Below are 18,087 nucleotides of genomic sequence, written 5' to 3'. Positions count from 1 at the left end.
CGCCCTTTTTTGTTCCGGCAGCCGGAATAAAAAGGGCGCTTATTGTTGTTCATATTTTCTGGAAAACCGTATTTATAAATCTTTCCGCTGAAACCGCAGCAAGCCGATTGTGAAAAGAGCAGCAGTATAAACCGCAGCGTAGACCACAAATGAATTCGAGGGAACTGAGTTCAAATTAAGAAGTGAAAAAGCGCTGCCACTGAACGAGACCATACCGCCAAGATCGTCCAGACTGAACAGCACTGCCGTCATTTTGCGCTGCAAACCATCAACCGGCATGAGCATTGACATGAAGCCTGTCATATTGTTTAGCATATGAAGTGCATCGCCTTCCAGGCCCAGCGATGAGCTCACCTTATCAATCATGCCTCCCAGAAAGCCCGCACCGTAAAGCATCGTCATAAATACCCCGTTCCCGAGCGCGGAAAAAAATCCCGAGCCCAGCATCGACAATGTGATCAACAGCGGAACACTTGAAGCAAAAATCAGGAAGGCTTTAACCAAGGCTGACATATCTCTAGGTATTGCGGCATGGGCATTCGTAATGAATAGAATAGCCGCGAAAAGTATCAGTGCGTAGAGTAACCCCAGCGTGACATAGCCAAGCCAGCGGCCGAGATACCATTTCCAGCGTGGAATCGGTCTGGGCAGCATCGCCTGCATCACTCCCTGCTCCGCTTCCCCGGCAATGGCCGAGAAGGAGCTGAAGATCGCCAGAAAAGCGATGACAAACGATCCGAAGAAAAACCCTAACGTCAGTATAAATGCCCCATTCGTAAACCGTTCAATAAGAATACTGCCATTCATGATCCCGGACCCGCCGCCAAAACGTCGATCTCCTCCGATAGTGCCGGCCACAAACCAGAAAGCAAACAGGAAGATCACTGTCATCACCAGGGTCAGCATCATCACCCTTTTGCGGAGCATTTCCTTCCAGGTCATCCCGAGTATAATTCTCATTCCCGCTCCCCCCTGTGACTCAGTCCGGATACCGCATCCATAAACCATTCCTCCAGACGCTCTTTTTTACGTTTCACTTCATATAAAGTCAAACCCTGTTCTATAAAAACCGCATTCAGCCAGCCCACCTGCTCTTCACTTTCCAGCTCTGCTTCCAGCCATACAATTCCACTGTCAGGAGCCGTTCCCTGCAAGGAGTCCCGTTCCTGCTTGTCTTCACCCGAAGAGATGTTGATGGACAGTCCGGTAAAATCATTCAGCCAGGACAGCAAAAAAGGCGAAAAGCCGCCCACTTTAAAATGCCAGCTCGTTCGCTTATTTAATATTTCTGATACTGTGCCGTGCCGCAGGATAAGACCGTTATTCAGCAGTGCCATCCGGTCGCACAGCACCTCAACATCCTCAAGCAGATGAGAGTTGAGAAAAATAGTGATCCCGCGCTCCTTCAAGCGCTCCAGAATACCCCTGACTTCCATGCGTCCAATCGGGTCGAGCGCAGATGAAGGTTCATCCAGGAAAACGATCTCCGGCTCGTTCACCAGCGCGCAAGCCAGTCCCAGCCGCTGCTGCATTCCCTTGGAGTAATGCTTGACCCTGTCCCGTCCGCGTTGTCCAATCCCCACCTCATTAAGCAGCTGAGGAATTCTTTGATCGGCCACAGTTTTATCAATCCGGCATAATCTGGCATGGAGCCGCACGACCTCTTCCCCGGTCAGCCATTCCTGATAGCGGTACAGCTCCGGCAGATAACCGATCTTCATCTTGGCTTCCATCGTACCAATTTTATGTCCTAACAAAGAGGCGCTTCCGCCTGTAGGATGGATAAGTCCAACCAGCATCTTCACAAAGGTGCTTTTCCCGGCACCGTTGGGGCCGAGGAAGCCAAAGGCTTCCCCTTTCCCCACACGAATCGTTACATCCCGGCAACCACGCCCGTTGCTGTATTCTTTGGTCAACGAGTTGGCTTCTATTGCGGGAATGCTCATGATGTGATCAGCTCCTGCAGTTTCGTCATAAACTTATCTTTGTCCGAATACACTTCTCCTCCGGAGAATTCAAACAACTGGCCGTTCTTCACCCAAGTCGCACTATATTGCGCTCCACTGCTATATTCGTTTTTATTAAAAATAACCGGTGTCCCGTCAATAGTGATTTCTTCTGAGAACTGCCCCTTAATCAGCGGCAATGGAATGTCGCCAGATAGAATCCGGCTTTGCTGCAAACTGGATTTCAGATGATCCGGGAGAAGCGGAAAGTCAAGGACAGCCTTTACGGCTTCTTCTATGTCGATAGACGGATCTACCGTCACTACTGGCGTATTCATCTGAGTAAAGCTCGCCCAATGCTGATTGTCCGTGGATAAATCGTAGCGGACGATCTCAGGAATAGCCAGAGTTATCGGCTTGCCATCTATAGATTCCGGTAGCAATTGATCTGATCCCAGGCGCAGCAACGCTTCGTTAACTGCGTCGACGTTCAGCATAAGGGTCATCTCCTGGGAAGGACTAATCCAAGCAGACTTGACTTGGTCAAAGCCTTCCCCGCTGACTGCGCTGTACCCCAGCGTTTTCTGCAAATCATTAATAGGCACCGCTCCATCGATGGTTCCGGACGAACTCGAGACCGCTCCGAATTTACTGGCAGCTTCGCCGACAGTTCCCCCCTCGGCAATCTGATTGAAGATATTCCGCAGATCGCTTTCATTCACAACTGTTGGTTCCTGCATCCGGAATTGGTTCAGGATTGCTGCCATAGCCGTGCTTCCTACCGGAGTGGCGAGAATAGCAGCGAAGATAGCTACACTGGCCGCTGTTGCCGCCCACTTCCGCCGGCGGTTCATCTGAGGCCGTCGAGTCCGTCTTCCCGTTTTCTTGCCTTCCGTAGCAGAATCAGCCTGCCCTGTTATCTGCGTCATTGCATCCCTACTGCCGGCTGTACCTGCTGTAGAAGCAGCATTTATTAAGGGATCATTGTGTGTCGTTGATTGTTGGCCCCATGCTGCCCATACCGGATTTACCGGTTCCTGCGCAATGCTATCTTGCAGCCTGGCCCAAGCTTCATCCATGTTCAGCTGATCTGATTCATGTTTTATAGGATTAGTCATTGTTCGTTCCTCCTAAGTAATATATGAAGCAAAATTCCAAACGCCGCTGTCCTCACGGTCTAGTCGTCTGTGGGAGCGTCTCTACCGCGTGCTGCCTTAGCTTCGTTGTGGCCCTGCTTAGCAGTGTTCCGACAACCGGCGGCTTTACACCGAGTTCTCCGGCGATCTCTGCGTAGCTGTAACCCGAATACCTCAGCAACAGCGCCTGTCTGTCTCTGTCCGGCAGGCTTTCCAGCCAGGTCCTGACATCCTCCTGGTCCAGCTTGGCGAGCACCACCTCTTCACCTGTAGGAGGCGAGGCCCCAATATCGAAGAGGAGCTCCTGCTTATTTTGCAGCCGCCGTTCTCTGGCTACTTTATTCAAATAATCATATCCGATCCGGGTAAGCACTCTATGCAGCCAGGCACCGAGCGCTCCGGGGTCATCCGGCGGATTGCGGTAAAGTCTTAAAAATACATCCTGGGCTAAATCGTCCGCTGCCGTCTCATCACGTACCAAAGCAGCAAGTTTGCGCCGTACCACAGGATAGTGTTCATAAAATAGAGCTTTGAATATATCAGATTCCGGAATATCCATTGTTTTAATCCTCCTTATCAGCTGCAGCTATAAGTAAGACGAAGCCTGGAGCTTTTTTGTATCAGAGAACGTCAAAAACATCTTACCACAAACAAAAAAAGCAGCCCCTTTTTATGAAAAAAGGAACTGCTGCTATCTTCAAATAATTAACGAATTTTGAGGGTTGCTCCCTTCCCTTTAGGCGGCGCCTCCAAAGTTATATCAATGGGCTTTTTATAATCATACATTGCTTTGCAGCATAAAGGCATACTATGACTTGATCCAGGATAACCACCAAGTTCTCGGTACATATCTCCAGAAACAATATCTGCATACTCCGCACCGGCATTACGCGCTTCATCTATTCGCCGTTTAACTTCCCTTCTAAAATCCTCAACCTTCCACATTATGTATGTGACGATAGGGGAAATTTTCCTGAACACAAATAAATACCCTGCCATTGCTGGCCGGTAGGGAACCGGCCGAAACTCACTCCCCGATTTTGGAGAGTGAGTCGCGGGAACCCGCTACGAGTCGGTCGTGCATGGCTGGCCTTTATATATAATGTCCTTTGTAATATACATAGTAAATATTACCCATTTCTGATAGACTATTTTTGTAATTTATTATCAGAATTAGGGGGAACAACATGAAAAAGCCGATTTATAAAAAATGGTGGTTTTGGGTTATAATGATTCTTGTGATTGGAGTTATTGGGAGTATGGGTGACGATAAAGACTCTGCTGATCCATCGCCCTCAGCTACTGTAGAACCCGCTAAAGCAGCTGTAGCCGAGGCTACGACGGAACCTACAAGTCAACCATCTGCCTCGAGTGAAGAAGAAAAGAAAGCCGCTGAGGAAAAGGCTAAGAAGGCTGAAGAGGAGAAAAAGGCCAAGGAGGCCGAGGAAGCAAAAAAAGCTGCTGATGCTGAAGCCAAGGCAAAAGAGAAAAGTATCCCTAGGGAATACAAGGCGGCATTAAAGAAAGCGGAAATGTATGCAGAAAATATGAATATGTCAAAGACAGGCGTTTATGATCAGTTGACTTCTGAATATGGAGAGAATTTTGATAAAAAAGCCGCTAAATATGCCATTGATAACATTGTATTTGATTGGAAAGAAAATGCATTGAAAAAGGCACAATTATATGCAGAAGAAATGAGTATGTCAGATTCGGCTATTTACGATCAATTGATTTCAGAATACGGAGAAAAATTTACCAAAGAAGAAGCAAAATACGCAATAGATAATTTAAAATAAGATAAAATAAGCAAAAAAGCCCGCCGACCAGTTTGAAGTGCACCCCTTAGAATAGACATTGGAATAAACCCCCTGTTTTATTTGATGAAATCTAAGTGGTGCATTTTTTAATGGTGAAAAAAGGACAGAAGTTAACAACGTATAATATGAGACGAAGCCTGAAGCTATACGCTTGCACGTTAAAGTCTTTTTAGGATAGCCAGCATCATCAAGCACAGCGCGCCGATTACGGTAATCAATCATATAAGTCCATTTGTTGGCGGAGACAACAGATTCCATAAGCTCGACCTCGCCAAGGTCCGCAAGGTCCAGATCAGGAAACAAACTATCATCCGCCATTGCCGGCAAGAATGCTTAAGGAAATAGAAGACACAAAAAAATAAGCAAATCCCTCAGCCGATGAGGATAATTTAAGGAAGATTTTTATGGAACAACCCAACGAACCCGTTTTATTACAGAAACAACAACCACGCCAAGTTACTAATGGAACAAAGATTTTTCTCATTTCAACGCTTCTTCTAATAACTGTAGCTTCTGTCACCTTTTCGATTTTCTCTTTTATGAAAAGTCGTTCTATAGAAGAAAAATTTAATGAACTATCAAACAAGTTTGAATTAGCCGATAGTGAATTTAAGACCCAAAATCAAGCTTTTCAATCACAAGATATAACAAATAAACAATTTATTAATGCGCTAGTTTTTAACGCTCTCCAACATGCTATGGAAGATGGTGTCGTTACTGATAATTTTGTAATCAATAAAATAACTTTCCGGAAGACTCTTTCAGCTATGGGTACCAGCGGATCTGATATTGACTTATCAACCCAACCATTAATTGATGCGAAGTATGAAGGGCAAGGGCATTTTGATTTAACGGATAGAGAATTAAAAGTAATGATTGAGGATTTATTGAAGGATACAGAAACTTATTTTGAATCAATTCGTGAAATTTATATAGATTACCTACCTGAATGGAAAAGCCTTTCCCATACCGTCAGCATACAAAATTACGAATTAGGTACATATTCAGATGGTGTATTCAAACTAAAGGGCGAATGAAAAATATTAATAAAGCCAGCAATGGCTTTTATCTTTACCTCAAAATAGAACATACGTACTCATCCGAGGTAATTACATGATTTTTCCAACTACTTCAAACCTCCTCTGGAACAATGGATCGAGGAACACTACAGGTCAAATGGTGTATGTGCACCTATCGATCTTGATATAGACAAGATTGCCGCGATCTTCGGAGTGACATCATTTATTACGACAATAGCCCATTTAGCGAGAATGAGAATAGGGTTATTTTTATCGACAGACGAGACAACTACATAGAACAGCGAAAAACATTCTTTCATGAGCTTTGCCACGTCATCCGTTACTCCGGTGATCAACGATGGATGCCGGAAATGTTTCGCGAAGCCCAAGAAAATGATTTATGATGTATGCTATTATCCCATTCTTCATGCTTGAGCAGATGCCAATACCTACGCGTAAAAGTGAAGCTGTTGAAGGGAACTTTGTGTTGACCGATGATGACGGCTTACGCTTCACCCTTAATAAACTCAATTATCGGATGCAGCGAATATGTCATTTTTTTATTATTTTGCATGACCAACTAATGGTGTCAATTCATCTGTTATCTAATCTTGATATATCTCTCCTGTATTTGCTTAGCCAGTGTAATCCGCTCCATCTTCAACTCCCAAATCTTTTCTTTCCACCGGTAACTGTCCTCAGCATCCTCATGTTCCCTCAACTTGGCGAACAATTCCATCAGCATCAGGTTTATATGATCAAACCGGTTCCAGAGTTCCTGGACATGCTCCACTCTTTCCCGTTCTTCGGAAGCTTCCTTGAAGTTCTTTAATTTCTCAATGATGTCTGCCTGCCACTGTCCATCGTTAATTGCTTTGGCGTAGTTATATAGATCCAGATAATCATTGACTGACATGTGTACCGACTCCTTACTTCTTTTATACCAAGTATTATACTCGGTATTATATATATTACAAGAGGCGCCTCACAAAAAAAATGCGGACATCAGAGATGCCCGCACATGATAGTTATTACATAAGCTTCTTTATATCATCCTTAATCTGTTCTGATTTTGGACCAAATACGATTTGCACCGCACCTTGACCAAGTCTCATAACCCCTGAAGCGCCAAGCTGTTTAAGTGCAGCATCTTTTACCGCCTTATCATCGTTTACGATTAACCGCAGCCGTGTAATGCAGGCATCAATATTCCGGATGTTGGACGGTCCGCCGATGTTTTCCAGAATTTTTGCGGCTTGGGAAGAAACGGCTGCCGAAGCCCCGCCAACGGACACTTCCACAATTTCATCCTCGGTCTCATCTTCCCGCCCAGGCGTCTTCAGCTTAAATTTCACAATAATGAAGCGGAAGAGCACATAATAGAAGGCGAAGAACGCAAGTCCGATCGGGATTAGCATCCATGCATTAGTAGTAAGCTTTAGGTGCAGCAAGGAATCAATCAAACCGGCGGAGAACCCGAAGCCCATCTTAACATCAAGGATGTACATCAGGGCCATTGATAATCCTGTCAAAATGGCATGCACCAGATATAAAAGCGGAGCAACAAACATAAAGGAAAACTCAAGCGGTTCGGTAATACCTGTTAAAAAGGAAGCAATGGCGGAACCAATAAAGATTGAGGCTACCAGTTTACGTTTCTCCGGTTTTGCGGTATGGATAAAAGCAAAGGCTGCACCAGGCAGAGCAAACATCATAATCGGGAAGAACCCGGTCATGAACATACCTGCAGTTTTGTCTCCGGCGAAGAAACGTGTCAAGTCCCCGTGTACCAGTTCACCGGCTGCATTGGTAAAGTCACCAATTTGAAACCAGGCTATGGTGTTGAGTACGTGGTGTAATCCGATAGGGATCAGCAAGCGGTTGGCTGTACCGAAGATAAATGCGCCCACCGCGCCGAGACCCACAACCCAGTTCCCGAAATCGCTGATTACATCCTGTATAGGACTCCAGATCATACCTACGAATATGGCAAGCACCATCATGGAACCGGCAGTCACAATCGGCACAAAACGTTTGCCTGCGAAGAATCCCAGCCAGTCCGGCATCTTGATATTGTGGTACTTTTTATAGAGGAAGGCCGCCCATGCACCGGCGAAGATCCCTCCAAGCACTCCCATATTCAGCACAACGTTGTCGTTGATAAATGAGAACTGCAAGGGTACTATTTCCAGAACTTTGGTGAGAACCAGATATGAAATAAGTGCAGACAATGCCGCTACAGCGTCTCCGGCGAACCCTATAGCCACACCGATGGCAAATATTAAAGCGAGATTGCTGAATATGGCGCCCGCGCCAGCATTCAGGAATGGAGCAACATATTGATTCAGGAATCCGCCTACATTAGCCCCCAGATGCCAATCTTTTTCGTAATTAATCAAAGCTAACCCTTGCAGAATCCCTGCTGCCGGCAATGTTGCGACCGGAAGCATCAGAGACTTACCTAACTTTTGTAAAAAAGCTAACATAATATCATCCCCTTGGTTTCATGATTGGTTCTGCTCAAGTATGCCAGTGCTTTGAAGCCACCCGTAGAACGATATTCGTACCCGCTGTGACTGCACCATAGAGGCACTCTACTTCCGGTAGATGTTCCTCCATACTCGTTACGATTACCGGCGAGATTGTTGCAAGTCCTGCCGCCTGTATAGCGTTAAGATCAAATTCAATCAAGGTCTGCCCTGCCTTTACGCTGTCTCCGGTAACAACATGGCTGACAAATCCGTTGCCTTTCAGGCTGACCGTGTCGATTCCGATATGTAACAGCAGCTGTAATCCGGACGGATGCTCAAGAATCAATGCGTGATTCGATTTCACGATATGGGCAATCTTACCGTCAAACGGAGCCTTCAGCCTCCCCTCAGCAGGTTCAATTGCAATTCCGCTGCCCATGTGTCCGCCGGCAAAGGTATCATCAGGGACCTGATTCAAAGGAACCGCTTGCCCGCTAATAGGAGCTGTAATTTCTATGATCTGTTCAGTATGCTGCTCTTCTTTTTTGGATTTCCATTTGGGAAACATCCGCGCCACTCCTCGCAAGCTGCTATTTGTTCTTCTCTAAAGTTTGGAATAGCCGGTGCAAGTGCATCGCCAGGAAACATAATTCTTCATCAGGAACTTCCACTTCCAGTGAACTTTGCATTACTTTCCCGAGTTTCTGCGCCAGCTTATATTCCGCTTTATACTCCTTCTTAATGTGCTTCACGAAGGGATTATCTATTAAGGATCCCTGCAGTATCCGTTCCAGCGAAAAACGCAGATGAATCATCAACCGGACATGGTTCATACTGCCGTGCTCAAAGGTAATCTTCCGCTCCTCCCGGATCATCTCAATCAATTCATTCACGATATTGGAGGCTTTCACCAGCTGTCCAACCGGAACATTGCTCACAGCAGAGTATACATGATAGGTGAGGAACCCTACTTCGTCCTCAGGAATCTGTATTTTAAACTCTTCACTGATTTTTTCTGCCGCTTTGAAAGCGATCTCAAATTCCTTCGGGAAAGTCATTTTGGTTTCCTGTAAAAAAGGATTAATAATATCCATCCCGCCCCTCAGACGGTAGATGGTAAACTGGATGTGACTCGGGAGCGCCAAATAAATCTTGTCGTTTAACTTGCCGGGAAACTGACAGGTGATATCTCCGATAATCTCATCGGTGATTTTCATTATTTTAGGATCAATGTCCTCAAGCAGTATTTGATACTGGCTCCATTCTTCCCGGTCTTCCAGGCGAAACAGCTTTTCGATCCGGTGATCGTTGCTTTCAATCACACCGGCATCCTTCACCGCAAAGCCGATGCCTTTGCCAATAATGACATACTCCTTGCCATTCTTTTCTCCCTGGACCATTACAACGTTATTCCCAATCACACGCTGCACTTGAAATTGTTCGATTTCCCGTGACAAGTTCTCCCCTCCTCCCCCTAATATTCAAGCTACAGGCAACAAAAAAAGCCAAGAACCGTCTCAAATGAATGAAGACAATCCTTGGCTCATGCCCTTTACGGTAACACGCCAACTACATATAAATGATCATTTATGAGCCTATCATAAATCATAGTTCATATCGCCGTCAATGGTAATTTTTCAAAAGTCAAGCAAACTCATAAGCCTAAGCTTATTCAACTGTAATCCATCGGCACATTCGGGTAATCACGTCTTTCATTACTACGGGTTTACTTATGAAATCAGTTGCGCCCGCCGCCAGGCACTTCTCACGGTCCTCTTTCATAGTTTTAGCTGAAATTGCAATAATCGGCAGATCCGGAAGCAGGAGTTCTTCACGGATGATAGACAGAGTATCATAACCATCCAGATTCGGCATCATAATATCGAGCAGTACGATATCCACATTTGCCTGTTCCCTGACAATCTGTAAACACTCAAAGCCTGACTGTGCCGTCAGGATATTCATCTGATAAGGCTCCAGCCCTTGCTTAAGAGCATAAATATTACGAAGATCATCATCAACAATCAGCACAGTCCTGCCTTGAAGCATCTCATATTGTTTCTCAAACAAACTTGTGTCCACAGTTATAGTGGCCTTCTCAGGCTTTTGAGTGACTTCCCGCTCCCGTGCCGCCGCAACGGATGACCAGGAGCCCGGAGGCTGAAGTCCATCCTCCATGTCAGCTTCAAGGCAACGGCAAGGAAGAAATAGTGTAAAGGTGCTGCCTTGGCCCAGCTCGCTTTGCAGTGAAATATACCCGCCCAGTAATCTGGCCAGCTGCAGGGAGATTGACAGACCCAATCCGGTTCCCCCAAATTTGCGTACAGTTGAACCGTCTGCCTGCATGAAAGCTTCAAAAATCAGCTCACGATGCTCTTCCGAAATCCCGATTCCCGTATCCTTGACGGAGAAAGCCAAAACTGGCTCAGTTGGGTTATACTGCGGGTCAGAATAAGCTTCGATCCGGGTAATGTCAACTTGCACGGAACCTTCCTCCGTAAACTTAAAGGCATTGGAGAGCAGATTGCGCAGAATTTGATGCAGCCGCATTTCGTCGGTATAAAAAAGATCTGGTACCTCTCCACCGATGTTCACAGAAAACTCCAATCTCTGTTGTTCGGCGGTTTTACCAAAATACCCCTTTAGCAATGTAGGCAGCTCCGTAAGATTAACCGCATCCATTTCCACCATCATTTTGCCGGCTTCAACCTTGGACAGATCGAGAATATCGTTGATCATGACCAGCAAATCAGTGCCGGAATTGTGAATGACCGAAGCATAGCCTTGTTCTTCCTCGTTTAAGTTATTATTGCGGTTCTCGGCCAGCAGTTGGGATAGGATAAGCATACTATTCAGCGGAGTACGCAGCTCATGCGACATATTCGCCAGAAATTCCGATTTATAGCGGGAGCTTAACTCCAGCTGCTCATTATATCTTTCCAGTTCCACTGCGGCATTCTCTGCAACGGCCTTCTGATTCTCCAGTTCCCGGTTGACCGTGAGCAATTCATTCGTTTGATTTTGCAATTCTTCGGTCTGCACCTGCAATTCCTCAGATTGCACCTGCAATTCTTCCGATTGAACTTGCAGCTCTTCATTCATAACCTGAGAATCATGGTACAGCTTCTGGATTTCCATACGGGTCATCACTGAATTCACAGAAACCGCCATCATGTCCAGAAGCTTGGACAAAAGCTCATGGTGATACGATGCCCATTGGGTCAATGAGGCTACTTCTAAAACAGCCACAGTTTTATTCTCAAATATAATCGGTGCAATGACTGCGAAGCGGGGAGCCGTTCTGCCCAGGGCAGAATTAATGCTGATATAATTCTCCGGCAAATCTTCAACTATTTTAATACGTTTATCTACTGCACATTGTCCCACAAGACCCACACCGGGTAAGATCGAATCTTCTGCAAACGGGAATTCTGTTTTCTCAGCACCGGCATAGGAATACATACATTTATAACGTTCCTTATGATCCATAACATAAATGGCACCGTATTGCATCTCAAGGGTTGTTGCCAGTTTATTCATAAAAGACCTGCATAACAAATAAATATCTGTAGCTTCCTGCAGAATTACGGACATGGCAGTCTGCTGCTCACTGCTCCACTGTTCCAGCTGCACAGTATCCAGCAGACTATTTGTAGCTTCACCAAGATCATAGATTTCATCCATGGTCTTTACCTTTATCCGCTCAGACATACTGCCGCCTCCAGCGATCCCATTAATCGCCCGGATCACATGCTGCAGCGGATTAACAATACTTGCAGAGATTAAATACGTAATCAAGAGCGTTAGCAGCGCAACCAGTGTCCATAGAATATACATGGTTATCAGAAGTCTGCTATTGCTCTCCTTCAAATTCGAAATCCGTTCATTGGTTAGCTTCCGCTCGTTATCCCGGAAATAGTCGGACTGCGAGCGGATCGAGTCAATAACCGATTTGCCGGTATCATTACGAAAAAACTTAGCTATGGCTTGATCCTCACCATTCCGCTTTAGATCTACTACTGGCTGTCCGGCCAGATCAATCCATAATTGAATATTTTCTTTAATAACGCCTAAATTCCGCAGCTGGTCCGGATTGTCTGCAATCAGACCATTCAGCTTGGCAAGATTGATCTGCCAAGCTGCAAGGCCGCTATTAAATGGAACCAGGTAGGAATTGTCTCCGGTGAGCGCATATCCCCTTTGTCCGGTCTCCATATCCAAGACATTTTTTTCAATTTGATATGTAAGCTCGTGCACTTCTATATCATGGTCACTCAGGAAAACTGTTTCCTTCTCAAGATCGGTAATTCTACTGGATACGATCAGCAGAAAAAGGCCTAGCATTAATAAAATCAAGACATAGCCTACCGCAATTTTGCCACGGATCTTTAAGCTCCAAGTTTGCTTCTTGGGCAAAGGTTTCAACCTCCATCTTGCATCCCGATATATACTTTTATTGTCACAAGTAGCCTTCACTTTGTGGCAGTCTATCTTTTAATTGACGGATATTGTTTTCAAGTTTGATGATAACATCCTCCAACTCTCTCGGATCAATTCCTCTAACGATCGGAGGAGCAACTGGAATCGCCTTGGTCTCAGCTTTCATTTCGCGTAATTCAATCTGCTGTTCTTGCCACTTATCCATCAAATCGGCAATCGTCGCATAAAATCGTTCGTAATCCTTGATTACGCTGTCCAGAAAAGTGTCTACTTCCTCCGCATCATAACCACGAAGCTTCATACCAAATTCCTTCTCATGAATCGTCAGTGCATCAAGTGTAATGCCGAGCTGGCTGAACAGCTTTCTCTGCTTGTCCAATCGGCGTTTCATATGTTCATCCATTTAAGTGACCTCCAAGTTATCTGTGTTCTCCGGCAGTAACCATTATAACAGGCTGAGTGCAACCTGAAAATATCACTAAAGTTGCAGTTCTGATTTCATAGCTTCATTGATTGCCCTCCCCGCGAAAAGGGTAAGGTAAGAATACATCAGCAATACTACTCTTTTCGCAGAAAGGAAGATCACATAATGGGCCACTTAAGTAACTCGCAGCTGGCCACACTTAAAGCTGCTTTAGAAGAGCGCAAGGAAGAATTAGAACAACATTTCTCCAGTAATGGTGAAGAAAACAGCCTGCTCGGTGATTCGCTCAAAATCTCAACCGGTGAACTCTCCTCCGTCGACAACCATCCGGCTGACACAGGCACAGAGACCTTCGAAAGAAGCAGAGATTTGGGTATTAACAAAGCTCTTACAGAAGAATTAGAAGAGATAGAAGCAGCGCTGCAGCGAATGAAGGATGGGACCTACGGTGTCTGCACCGCCAGCAAACAAAACATCCCTTATGAACGTTTAGAGGCCATTCCTTACACAGCCTATGCCGTAGAATACTCTCCCGGCAGAGAGCTCTCAAGCGACCGTCCCGTAGAAGAACAGGTAATGACACCTCCTCCTGCCGGGGCAGGCGAGGGACGACAGGAGCATAGCGGAAGATTTGATGATGCCGGGGCCTGGGATTCCGTTGAGGACTACGGCAGCGCCAGCTCTCCGGTCACACCTCCCGGGCAGGATGCAGAAAAAGAGGATTCCTGACTTTAGAAATTATCCGCTACCGCCTTGTTTAATATACCGAGGCAGCGGTCAAGATCTGTCTTCACCTGCTTCTTATAGAGCCTGGCTTTTTCCTCCCCATCGGCCGTGAAATGATATAAGACAATTTCCTGGAAATCGACCTTAGGATCATTCCCCTTCAACTGTTTAGTGCGGTAAAGTATTCCTTGCTGCACCAGTTCATGGAGCGCACGGTAGATTTCACTTTGGGGAGGAGAATAGCCATGAGCTTTGAAATCTCTCCGCAAATCCTCCAGCATTTGATAACCGTATCCCTTGTGCTGTTCTACCATCGTAATCAGATATACTTTAATAAAAGCCCGCTGGGCAATCATAAATGCCATCGGCAACCCCTCCTTGTAGTGGAATGACTTTACTTGTATTTTTACAAACCTCTTCAGGAAACTCTATTAAACACTCTATCGTATATAACTCTAGTAAAGCACTATTTACCAATTTTCACAACCTGAAGCCCCTGCTTGCTTGGGGTTTACTTTTTCCTTGTTTAATGACATAAGTGAAGACAAAATGGTGGTTATTCTCGCTGAAATGTGGGTGAGTGATTTTTATGGTTTTTCTATTGTGAATTTTTCATATGTTGAAATTAGGGTTATAGTAGTTGCTGTGATGGATGGTGCGCTGCCGCCGTGTTCAAGAACCCTTAGGCGAAGAGAAGAAAACAGCTAGGGAATAGAGTTGCGACAAGGTGGAACAGATTGGGAAGTAGGTGGAACAAAATGAAAATCACACTAACCTCAAATGGGCATGCTTATTTGAGGTTAGTGTGAAATGGTTGACTTAAATAGGTGTACTAGATTGAACTATATTGTTGTGTAACTTCTGGATTCCGCATTAGCGAGTGTGTGGCGAATTCAAAAGCAGTTTATGCCTCTCATTCCGTCATTTAGCCCATGTGCGGCAAATTCAGATGCATATATGCCTCTAATTCCGCCATTTAGCCCATGTGCAGCAAATTCAGATGCATATGTGCCTCTCATTTCATCCATAACTGTCGCACCGATTTCTAATGTGCTTTCTGTGCAGCATACTGACAAAGTTTCGACGCTTTTATGCGATCAAGTAGCCGCGCATGTGGCTCATCAAATTTTCGAGTGATCCACAACTTTCACAATGCATGATCTTCTCTAGAGTAAAGGGCTGGCCTAACCAGCCCCTCCTCATCAAACCGTACGTGAGGTTTTCCCTCATACGGCTTTCCGATGTTCATCAATCATGGGCATGCAGATCACAATAGCGTTTTCAATCCATACATGTTGGCAATATACTTGACCTCAGATCGTGAGCTCATCCAAATCCCTCGTTGTCTCTTCTTCGCGTACCACCGGGTTAATCGCTGCAGAATATACCAATCCAACTTGGCTAATCTCTTTTGGCTGTAGTTCGTGTAGTAGTAATTTCTCCATCCTTGAATCTTTGGATTGAGCCACTTTACATGCTCCGCGAATGATTTCGATCGCATACTCGGTGGAGCCAGTCTTTCTTTGACCACTCCTCGAATGCGTTCCTCCGCCTTTTTCGTTAGCCACTGCTGCGTGGTGTAGTACACCTTGCCTTGGGACGTTTCTGCTTTGGTCTTCCGGTGATGCATTCCTAAGAAGTCGAATCCTTCCTCTCCTGTCCATAGGCCTACGATGCGGGTTTTGGTTGGGTGTAGGGTCAACTCCAGACGTTCCATGATTCTGTGTATGAGCTCATACGCATGTTCGGCGTCCTTTTTGGTTTTACAGACCACTACAAAATCGTCTGCATACCTTGTCAGTTCTCCCACTCTACTTCCGTGTTTCTCCCACAGTCGGTCAAAGTAGTCCAGATAGATATTCGCCAGAAGCGGTGAAATGACTCCACCTTGCGGTGTTCCTAAATCGGAACGCCTTACGTTTCCTTCTTCCATCACTCCCGCATGAAGCCACTTCCGTATTAATTTTAGGATCCGCCTGTCGTTGATACGCATCTGTACCAATTTCATAAGCTTCTCTTGATTAATATTGTCGAAGTAACCTTGGATATCGACGTCGACTACCCAATTCCCTTTGCGGTTGCAGGCTTTCCGGATTCGCTCTAGCGCTCCTTTCGCGCTTCGCTTCGGACGAAATCCGAAGGATACTTCTTCGAAGTCTGCTTCAAAGATCGGTTCAATCACGAGTTTCGTTGCCATTTGTATGACTCGGTCGCGCACAGTTGGTATGCCTAGCGGTCTTGGCTTCCCATCTTTCTTCGGGATATAGTGCCGCCGTACGGGCTGCGGATGGTAATTGCCTTCTTTCAGTTCTCGCTCGCATTCCTTGAGGAAACTTGTTTCTCCTTGTTCCTCAATATCTGCGAGCGTCACGGCATCCACTCCCGCAGCTCCCTTGTTCGCTTTCACCCGTTTCCAGGCTTCGCACAGTACATCCCAGCGGTAGACTTTGTCGTACAGGGCATGGAATTTACGCTTATTGTTCTCCTTGGCCGCATGACCTAGCTTTTCTTGGAGTTGTTGAACTTTTTCCTTGGGTGTCGTTAGCCGGTTGGCATTCACTCACTCGTACCTCCTCCAAAAGCATAAACAAAGCAGGGCTCCTTCCCTCCCTAAGGTTATGTTGTCCTTAGGTTCTTCGGTACTATGAGCCCCTCGGACTCCCTTCCCACAGACGGTTCATTTCATCTTCTGGACTTATAGAGCGCCTCTTTACGGGTTTCTAAAAAAAAAAAATCCCGTGTGGGGGAGGGTCTCCCCAGTTCACTGCATTATCTTTCAAACCATGCCGTTCCCTATACGCCGGAGGATTCTTCACTGTTGTTCCAAGTTCTGTACAGTTTCCTTGGCCTTCGTCTATTGTACCGAGACTCGGCACCCTCTCTTCCCCTTCGCAGGGCCTTTTTGACGACGCGGCAGGATTCACTTGATGTTGCGGCCTGGATTGTTGCTCGCCCGGTCTCTGACCGATACTTTTGTCGATGCGCTTCTACACACAGATTTCGCCATGAGCAGGCATCCTAGCTACAAAGGTGGCTTGGCCCCTCCTTTGGTTGGACTTTCACCAACTAGATAATGCGTGCTTCTGGGCACGCATACAATAAAAAAACGGTTCTTCCGGCTTGTCAGCGGAAGAACCGTTTTTGTTAGTTCAAATATGGGGTCAAGAAGACTGATAAAGCCCCTTGCAATCTAACTTTATTTACAATCTGTTACGGTTATAAGTATCGGTTGTATCCCTGTTGTTCAAGGTGCCATCCACTGTAGGATCGCTGTAGACGTTATTGTATCGACTGGAATTCAGAGATTGGCTGCCGCTGAATACCTGGTGGATATCCCGGCCCCTGCCGTTGTCATCTACGAGAACAAGAATTTTGCCGCTGTCGACATATCCTTCATATTCCTTAGCTTCATCCTCAGGAATACCGAGACCAATCAATCCGCCTACCAGACCACCGGCACCTGCACCAATAGCTGCTCCAGTGAGTGTTGCTACAATAGGTCCAGCCGCCAGAATGGGACCAATCCCCGGAATGGCCAATGCCCCGATTCCTGCGAGCAACCCGGTAATTCCGCCTACCACACCACCTGTAGCCGCGCCTGTCGCTACCCCTTCGGGAGCCATCGTGCCTGTATCATCAGAAATACTTCTTAATTCATCGCGGTCTCTTGTGATTACTGAGATCTCGTCATTGCTGACTCCTCGACTTTGAAGCCCTTCAATTGCTCTGGTCGCTTCTTGTTCCGTATCGAAAACTCCTACAATTTTGTTAGTCACTTGAAGCCCTCCTTCGTAATTGTGGTTCGCTACATTATTACCCTTTAGCGGCTGAACCAAACAGTTTACAGGAGCAAGACTTCACAATTCCCTGAAAATTCATAGTTTTGTTATTCTGCGTACAATAGGCGTCCCTAATCAACAAGCTGCATCCGTGCAGGTCGATTCATCGTTCTTATTTGACAGGGTGTATCCGTGTGAGACGATACATCGTCCCTATTTAACCGGGTGTATCCGTGTGGGACGATTCATCGTCCCTATTTAACCGGGTGTATCCGTGTGGGACGATTCATCGTCCCTATTTAACCGGGTGTATCCGTGTGGGACGA

Annotated in this window: 19 protein-coding genes; 4 read left to right on the top strand and 15 right to left on the bottom strand. The window is 45.9% G+C overall.

What is annotated here, in order from left to right:
* Positions 1–72: 72 nt before the first annotated feature.
* The 5 genes from NST99_RS15375 to NST99_RS15355 form a co-directional block, all read right to left on the bottom strand.
* A complete protein-coding gene (locus NST99_RS15375; RefSeq protein ID WP_341092839.1) occupies positions 73–960 on the bottom strand; it encodes an ABC transporter permease in 888 nt (295 codons plus the stop codon).
* On the bottom strand, positions 957–1,946 hold the full coding sequence (locus NST99_RS15370) for an ABC transporter ATP-binding protein (protein WP_341092838.1): 990 nt from the start codon (positions 1,944–1,946) through the stop codon (positions 957–959). Before NST99_RS15370 ends, NST99_RS15375 begins: the two co-directional genes overlap by 4 nt.
* Entirely contained in the window at positions 1,943–3,064 is a 1,122-nt protein-coding gene (locus NST99_RS15365) for a hypothetical protein (RefSeq protein WP_341092837.1), read from the bottom strand. The genes NST99_RS15370 and NST99_RS15365 overlap by 4 nt, the downstream gene beginning before the upstream one ends.
* A gap of 52 nt (positions 3,065–3,116) precedes the next feature.
* Complete coding sequence (locus NST99_RS15360; RefSeq protein ID WP_341092836.1) at positions 3,117–3,641, bottom strand: sigma-70 family RNA polymerase sigma factor; 525 nt, start codon at positions 3,639–3,641, stop codon at positions 3,117–3,119.
* A gap of 146 nt (positions 3,642–3,787) precedes the next feature.
* Positions 3,788–4,063: a hypothetical protein gene (locus NST99_RS15355; protein WP_341092835.1), complete on the bottom strand. Its 276-nt coding sequence runs from the start codon at positions 4,061–4,063 to the stop codon at positions 3,788–3,790.
* Between the two features lie 206 nt (positions 4,064–4,269).
* Here NST99_RS15355 and NST99_RS15350 point away from each other — a divergent pair, with 206 nt between their 5' ends.
* Positions 4,270–4,881 (top strand): Ltp family lipoprotein, encoded by a 612-nt coding sequence (locus NST99_RS15350; RefSeq protein WP_341092834.1) that lies wholly within the window; start codon positions 4,270–4,272, stop codon positions 4,879–4,881.
* Here NST99_RS15350 and NST99_RS15345 read toward each other — a convergent pair.
* On the bottom strand, positions 4,873–5,220 hold the full coding sequence (locus NST99_RS15345) for a hypothetical protein (protein ID WP_341092833.1): 348 nt from the start codon (positions 5,218–5,220) through the stop codon (positions 4,873–4,875). The genes NST99_RS15350 and NST99_RS15345 overlap by 9 nt on opposite strands.
* Before the next feature lie 86 nt (positions 5,221–5,306).
* Here NST99_RS15345 and NST99_RS15340 point away from each other — a divergent pair, with 86 nt between their 5' ends.
* Positions 5,307–5,939: a hypothetical protein gene (locus NST99_RS15340; RefSeq protein WP_341092832.1), complete on the top strand. Its 633-nt coding sequence runs from the start codon at positions 5,307–5,309 to the stop codon at positions 5,937–5,939.
* A gap of 200 nt (positions 5,940–6,139) precedes the next feature.
* A complete protein-coding gene (locus NST99_RS33730) occupies positions 6,140–6,325 on the top strand; it encodes an ImmA/IrrE family metallo-endopeptidase (RefSeq protein WP_445745031.1) in 186 nt (61 codons plus the stop codon).
* A 197-nt stretch (positions 6,326–6,522) separates the two neighbouring features.
* Here NST99_RS33730 and NST99_RS15335 read toward each other — a convergent pair whose 3' ends face one another.
* The 6 genes from NST99_RS15335 to NST99_RS15310 form a co-directional block, all read right to left on the bottom strand.
* A complete protein-coding gene (locus tag NST99_RS15335; RefSeq protein WP_341092831.1) occupies positions 6,523–6,837 on the bottom strand; it encodes a hypothetical protein in 315 nt (104 codons plus the stop codon).
* A gap of 115 nt (positions 6,838–6,952) precedes the next feature.
* On the bottom strand, positions 6,953–8,407 hold the full coding sequence (gene nagE / locus NST99_RS15330; RefSeq protein WP_341092830.1) for an N-acetylglucosamine-specific PTS transporter subunit IIBC: 1,455 nt from the start codon (positions 8,405–8,407) through the stop codon (positions 6,953–6,955).
* A gap of 34 nt (positions 8,408–8,441) precedes the next feature.
* On the bottom strand, positions 8,442–8,960 hold the full coding sequence (locus tag NST99_RS15325) for a PTS sugar transporter subunit IIA (protein ID WP_341092829.1): 519 nt from the start codon (positions 8,958–8,960) through the stop codon (positions 8,442–8,444).
* Positions 8,961–8,982: 22 nt separating this feature from the next.
* Entirely contained in the window at positions 8,983–9,849 is an 867-nt protein-coding gene (locus NST99_RS15320; RefSeq protein WP_076109252.1) for a PRD domain-containing protein, read from the bottom strand.
* 211 nt (positions 9,850–10,060) lie between these two features.
* The gene (locus tag NST99_RS15315) at positions 10,061–12,808 is read right to left on the bottom strand and encodes a CHASE3 domain-containing protein (RefSeq protein WP_341092826.1); all 2,748 of its coding nucleotides are present in this window, start codon (positions 12,806–12,808) and stop codon (positions 10,061–10,063) included.
* Between the two features lie 43 nt (positions 12,809–12,851).
* Positions 12,852–13,235 carry a DivIVA domain-containing protein gene (locus NST99_RS15310; protein ID WP_038591281.1) on the bottom strand — a complete coding sequence of 128 codons (384 nt, stop codon included), beginning with the start codon at positions 13,233–13,235 and terminating at the stop codon, positions 12,852–12,854.
* A gap of 186 nt (positions 13,236–13,421) precedes the next feature.
* Here NST99_RS15310 and NST99_RS15305 point away from each other — a divergent pair, with 186 nt between their 5' ends.
* The gene (locus NST99_RS15305; protein ID WP_341092823.1) at positions 13,422–13,985 is read left to right on the top strand and encodes a conjugal transfer protein TraR; all 564 of its coding nucleotides are present in this window, start codon (positions 13,422–13,424) and stop codon (positions 13,983–13,985) included.
* A gap of 2 nt (positions 13,986–13,987) precedes the next feature.
* On the opposite strand, the gene NST99_RS15300 is transcribed toward NST99_RS15305, so the two are convergent.
* From NST99_RS15300 to NST99_RS15290, 3 genes are all read right to left on the bottom strand, one after another.
* Complete coding sequence (locus tag NST99_RS15300) at positions 13,988–14,347, bottom strand: helix-turn-helix transcriptional regulator (protein ID WP_020432045.1); 360 nt, start codon at positions 14,345–14,347, stop codon at positions 13,988–13,990.
* Between the two features lie 902 nt (positions 14,348–15,249).
* Positions 15,250–16,542, bottom strand: a complete 1,293-nt coding sequence (gene ltrA, locus NST99_RS15295) for a group II intron reverse transcriptase/maturase (protein ID WP_341092822.1) — start codon at positions 16,540–16,542, stop codon at positions 15,250–15,252.
* A 640-nt stretch (positions 16,543–17,182) separates the two neighbouring features.
* Positions 17,183–17,758 (bottom strand): general stress protein, encoded by a 576-nt coding sequence (locus tag NST99_RS15290; RefSeq protein WP_341092820.1) that lies wholly within the window; start codon positions 17,756–17,758, stop codon positions 17,183–17,185.
* Positions 17,759–18,087 lie beyond the last annotated feature (329 nt).

The organism is Paenibacillus sp. FSL L8-0470 (assembly GCF_038008625.1).
In the GTDB taxonomy this organism is placed as follows: domain Bacteria; phylum Bacillota; class Bacilli; order Paenibacillales; family Paenibacillaceae; genus Paenibacillus_AQ.
This window is presented reverse-complemented; position numbering and strand designations above follow the sequence as displayed.

Bases quoted from the DNA above. Each gene is read 5' to 3' on its own strand.
- NST99_RS15345 (WP_341092833.1), bottom strand. From the start codon at position 5,220: ATGGCGGATGATAGTTTGTTTCCTGATCTGGACCTTGCGGACCTTGGC.
- NST99_RS15360 (WP_341092836.1), bottom strand. From the start codon at position 3,641: ATGGATATTCCGGAATCTGATATATTCAAAGCTCTATTTTATGAACAC.
- NST99_RS15305 (WP_341092823.1), top strand. From the start codon at position 13,422: ATGGGCCACTTAAGTAACTCGCAGCTGGCCACACTTAAAGCTGCTTTA.
- NST99_RS15375 (WP_341092839.1), bottom strand. From the start codon at position 960: ATGAGAATTATACTCGGGATGACCTGGAAGGAAATGCTCCGCAAAAGG.
- NST99_RS15310 (WP_038591281.1), bottom strand. From the start codon at position 13,235: ATGGATGAACATATGAAACGCCGATTGGACAAGCAGAGAAAGCTGTTC.
- NST99_RS15325 (WP_341092829.1), bottom strand. From the start codon at position 8,960: ATGTTTCCCAAATGGAAATCCAAAAAAGAAGAGCAGCATACTGAACAG.
- NST99_RS15340 (WP_341092832.1), top strand. From the start codon at position 5,307: ATGGAACAACCCAACGAACCCGTTTTATTACAGAAACAACAACCACGC.
- NST99_RS15365 (WP_341092837.1), bottom strand. From the start codon at position 3,064: ATGACTAATCCTATAAAACATGAATCAGATCAGCTGAACATGGATGAA.
- NST99_RS15335 (WP_341092831.1), bottom strand. From the start codon at position 6,837: ATGTCAGTCAATGATTATCTGGATCTATATAACTACGCCAAAGCAATT.
- NST99_RS15300 (WP_020432045.1), bottom strand. From the start codon at position 14,347: ATGGCATTTATGATTGCCCAGCGGGCTTTTATTAAAGTATATCTGATT.
- nagE (WP_341092830.1), bottom strand. From the start codon at position 8,407: ATGTTAGCTTTTTTACAAAAGTTAGGTAAGTCTCTGATGCTTCCGGTC.
- NST99_RS15370 (WP_341092838.1), bottom strand. From the start codon at position 1,946: ATGAGCATTCCCGCAATAGAAGCCAACTCGTTGACCAAAGAATACAGC.
- NST99_RS15350 (WP_341092834.1), top strand. From the start codon at position 4,270: ATGAAAAAGCCGATTTATAAAAAATGGTGGTTTTGGGTTATAATGATT.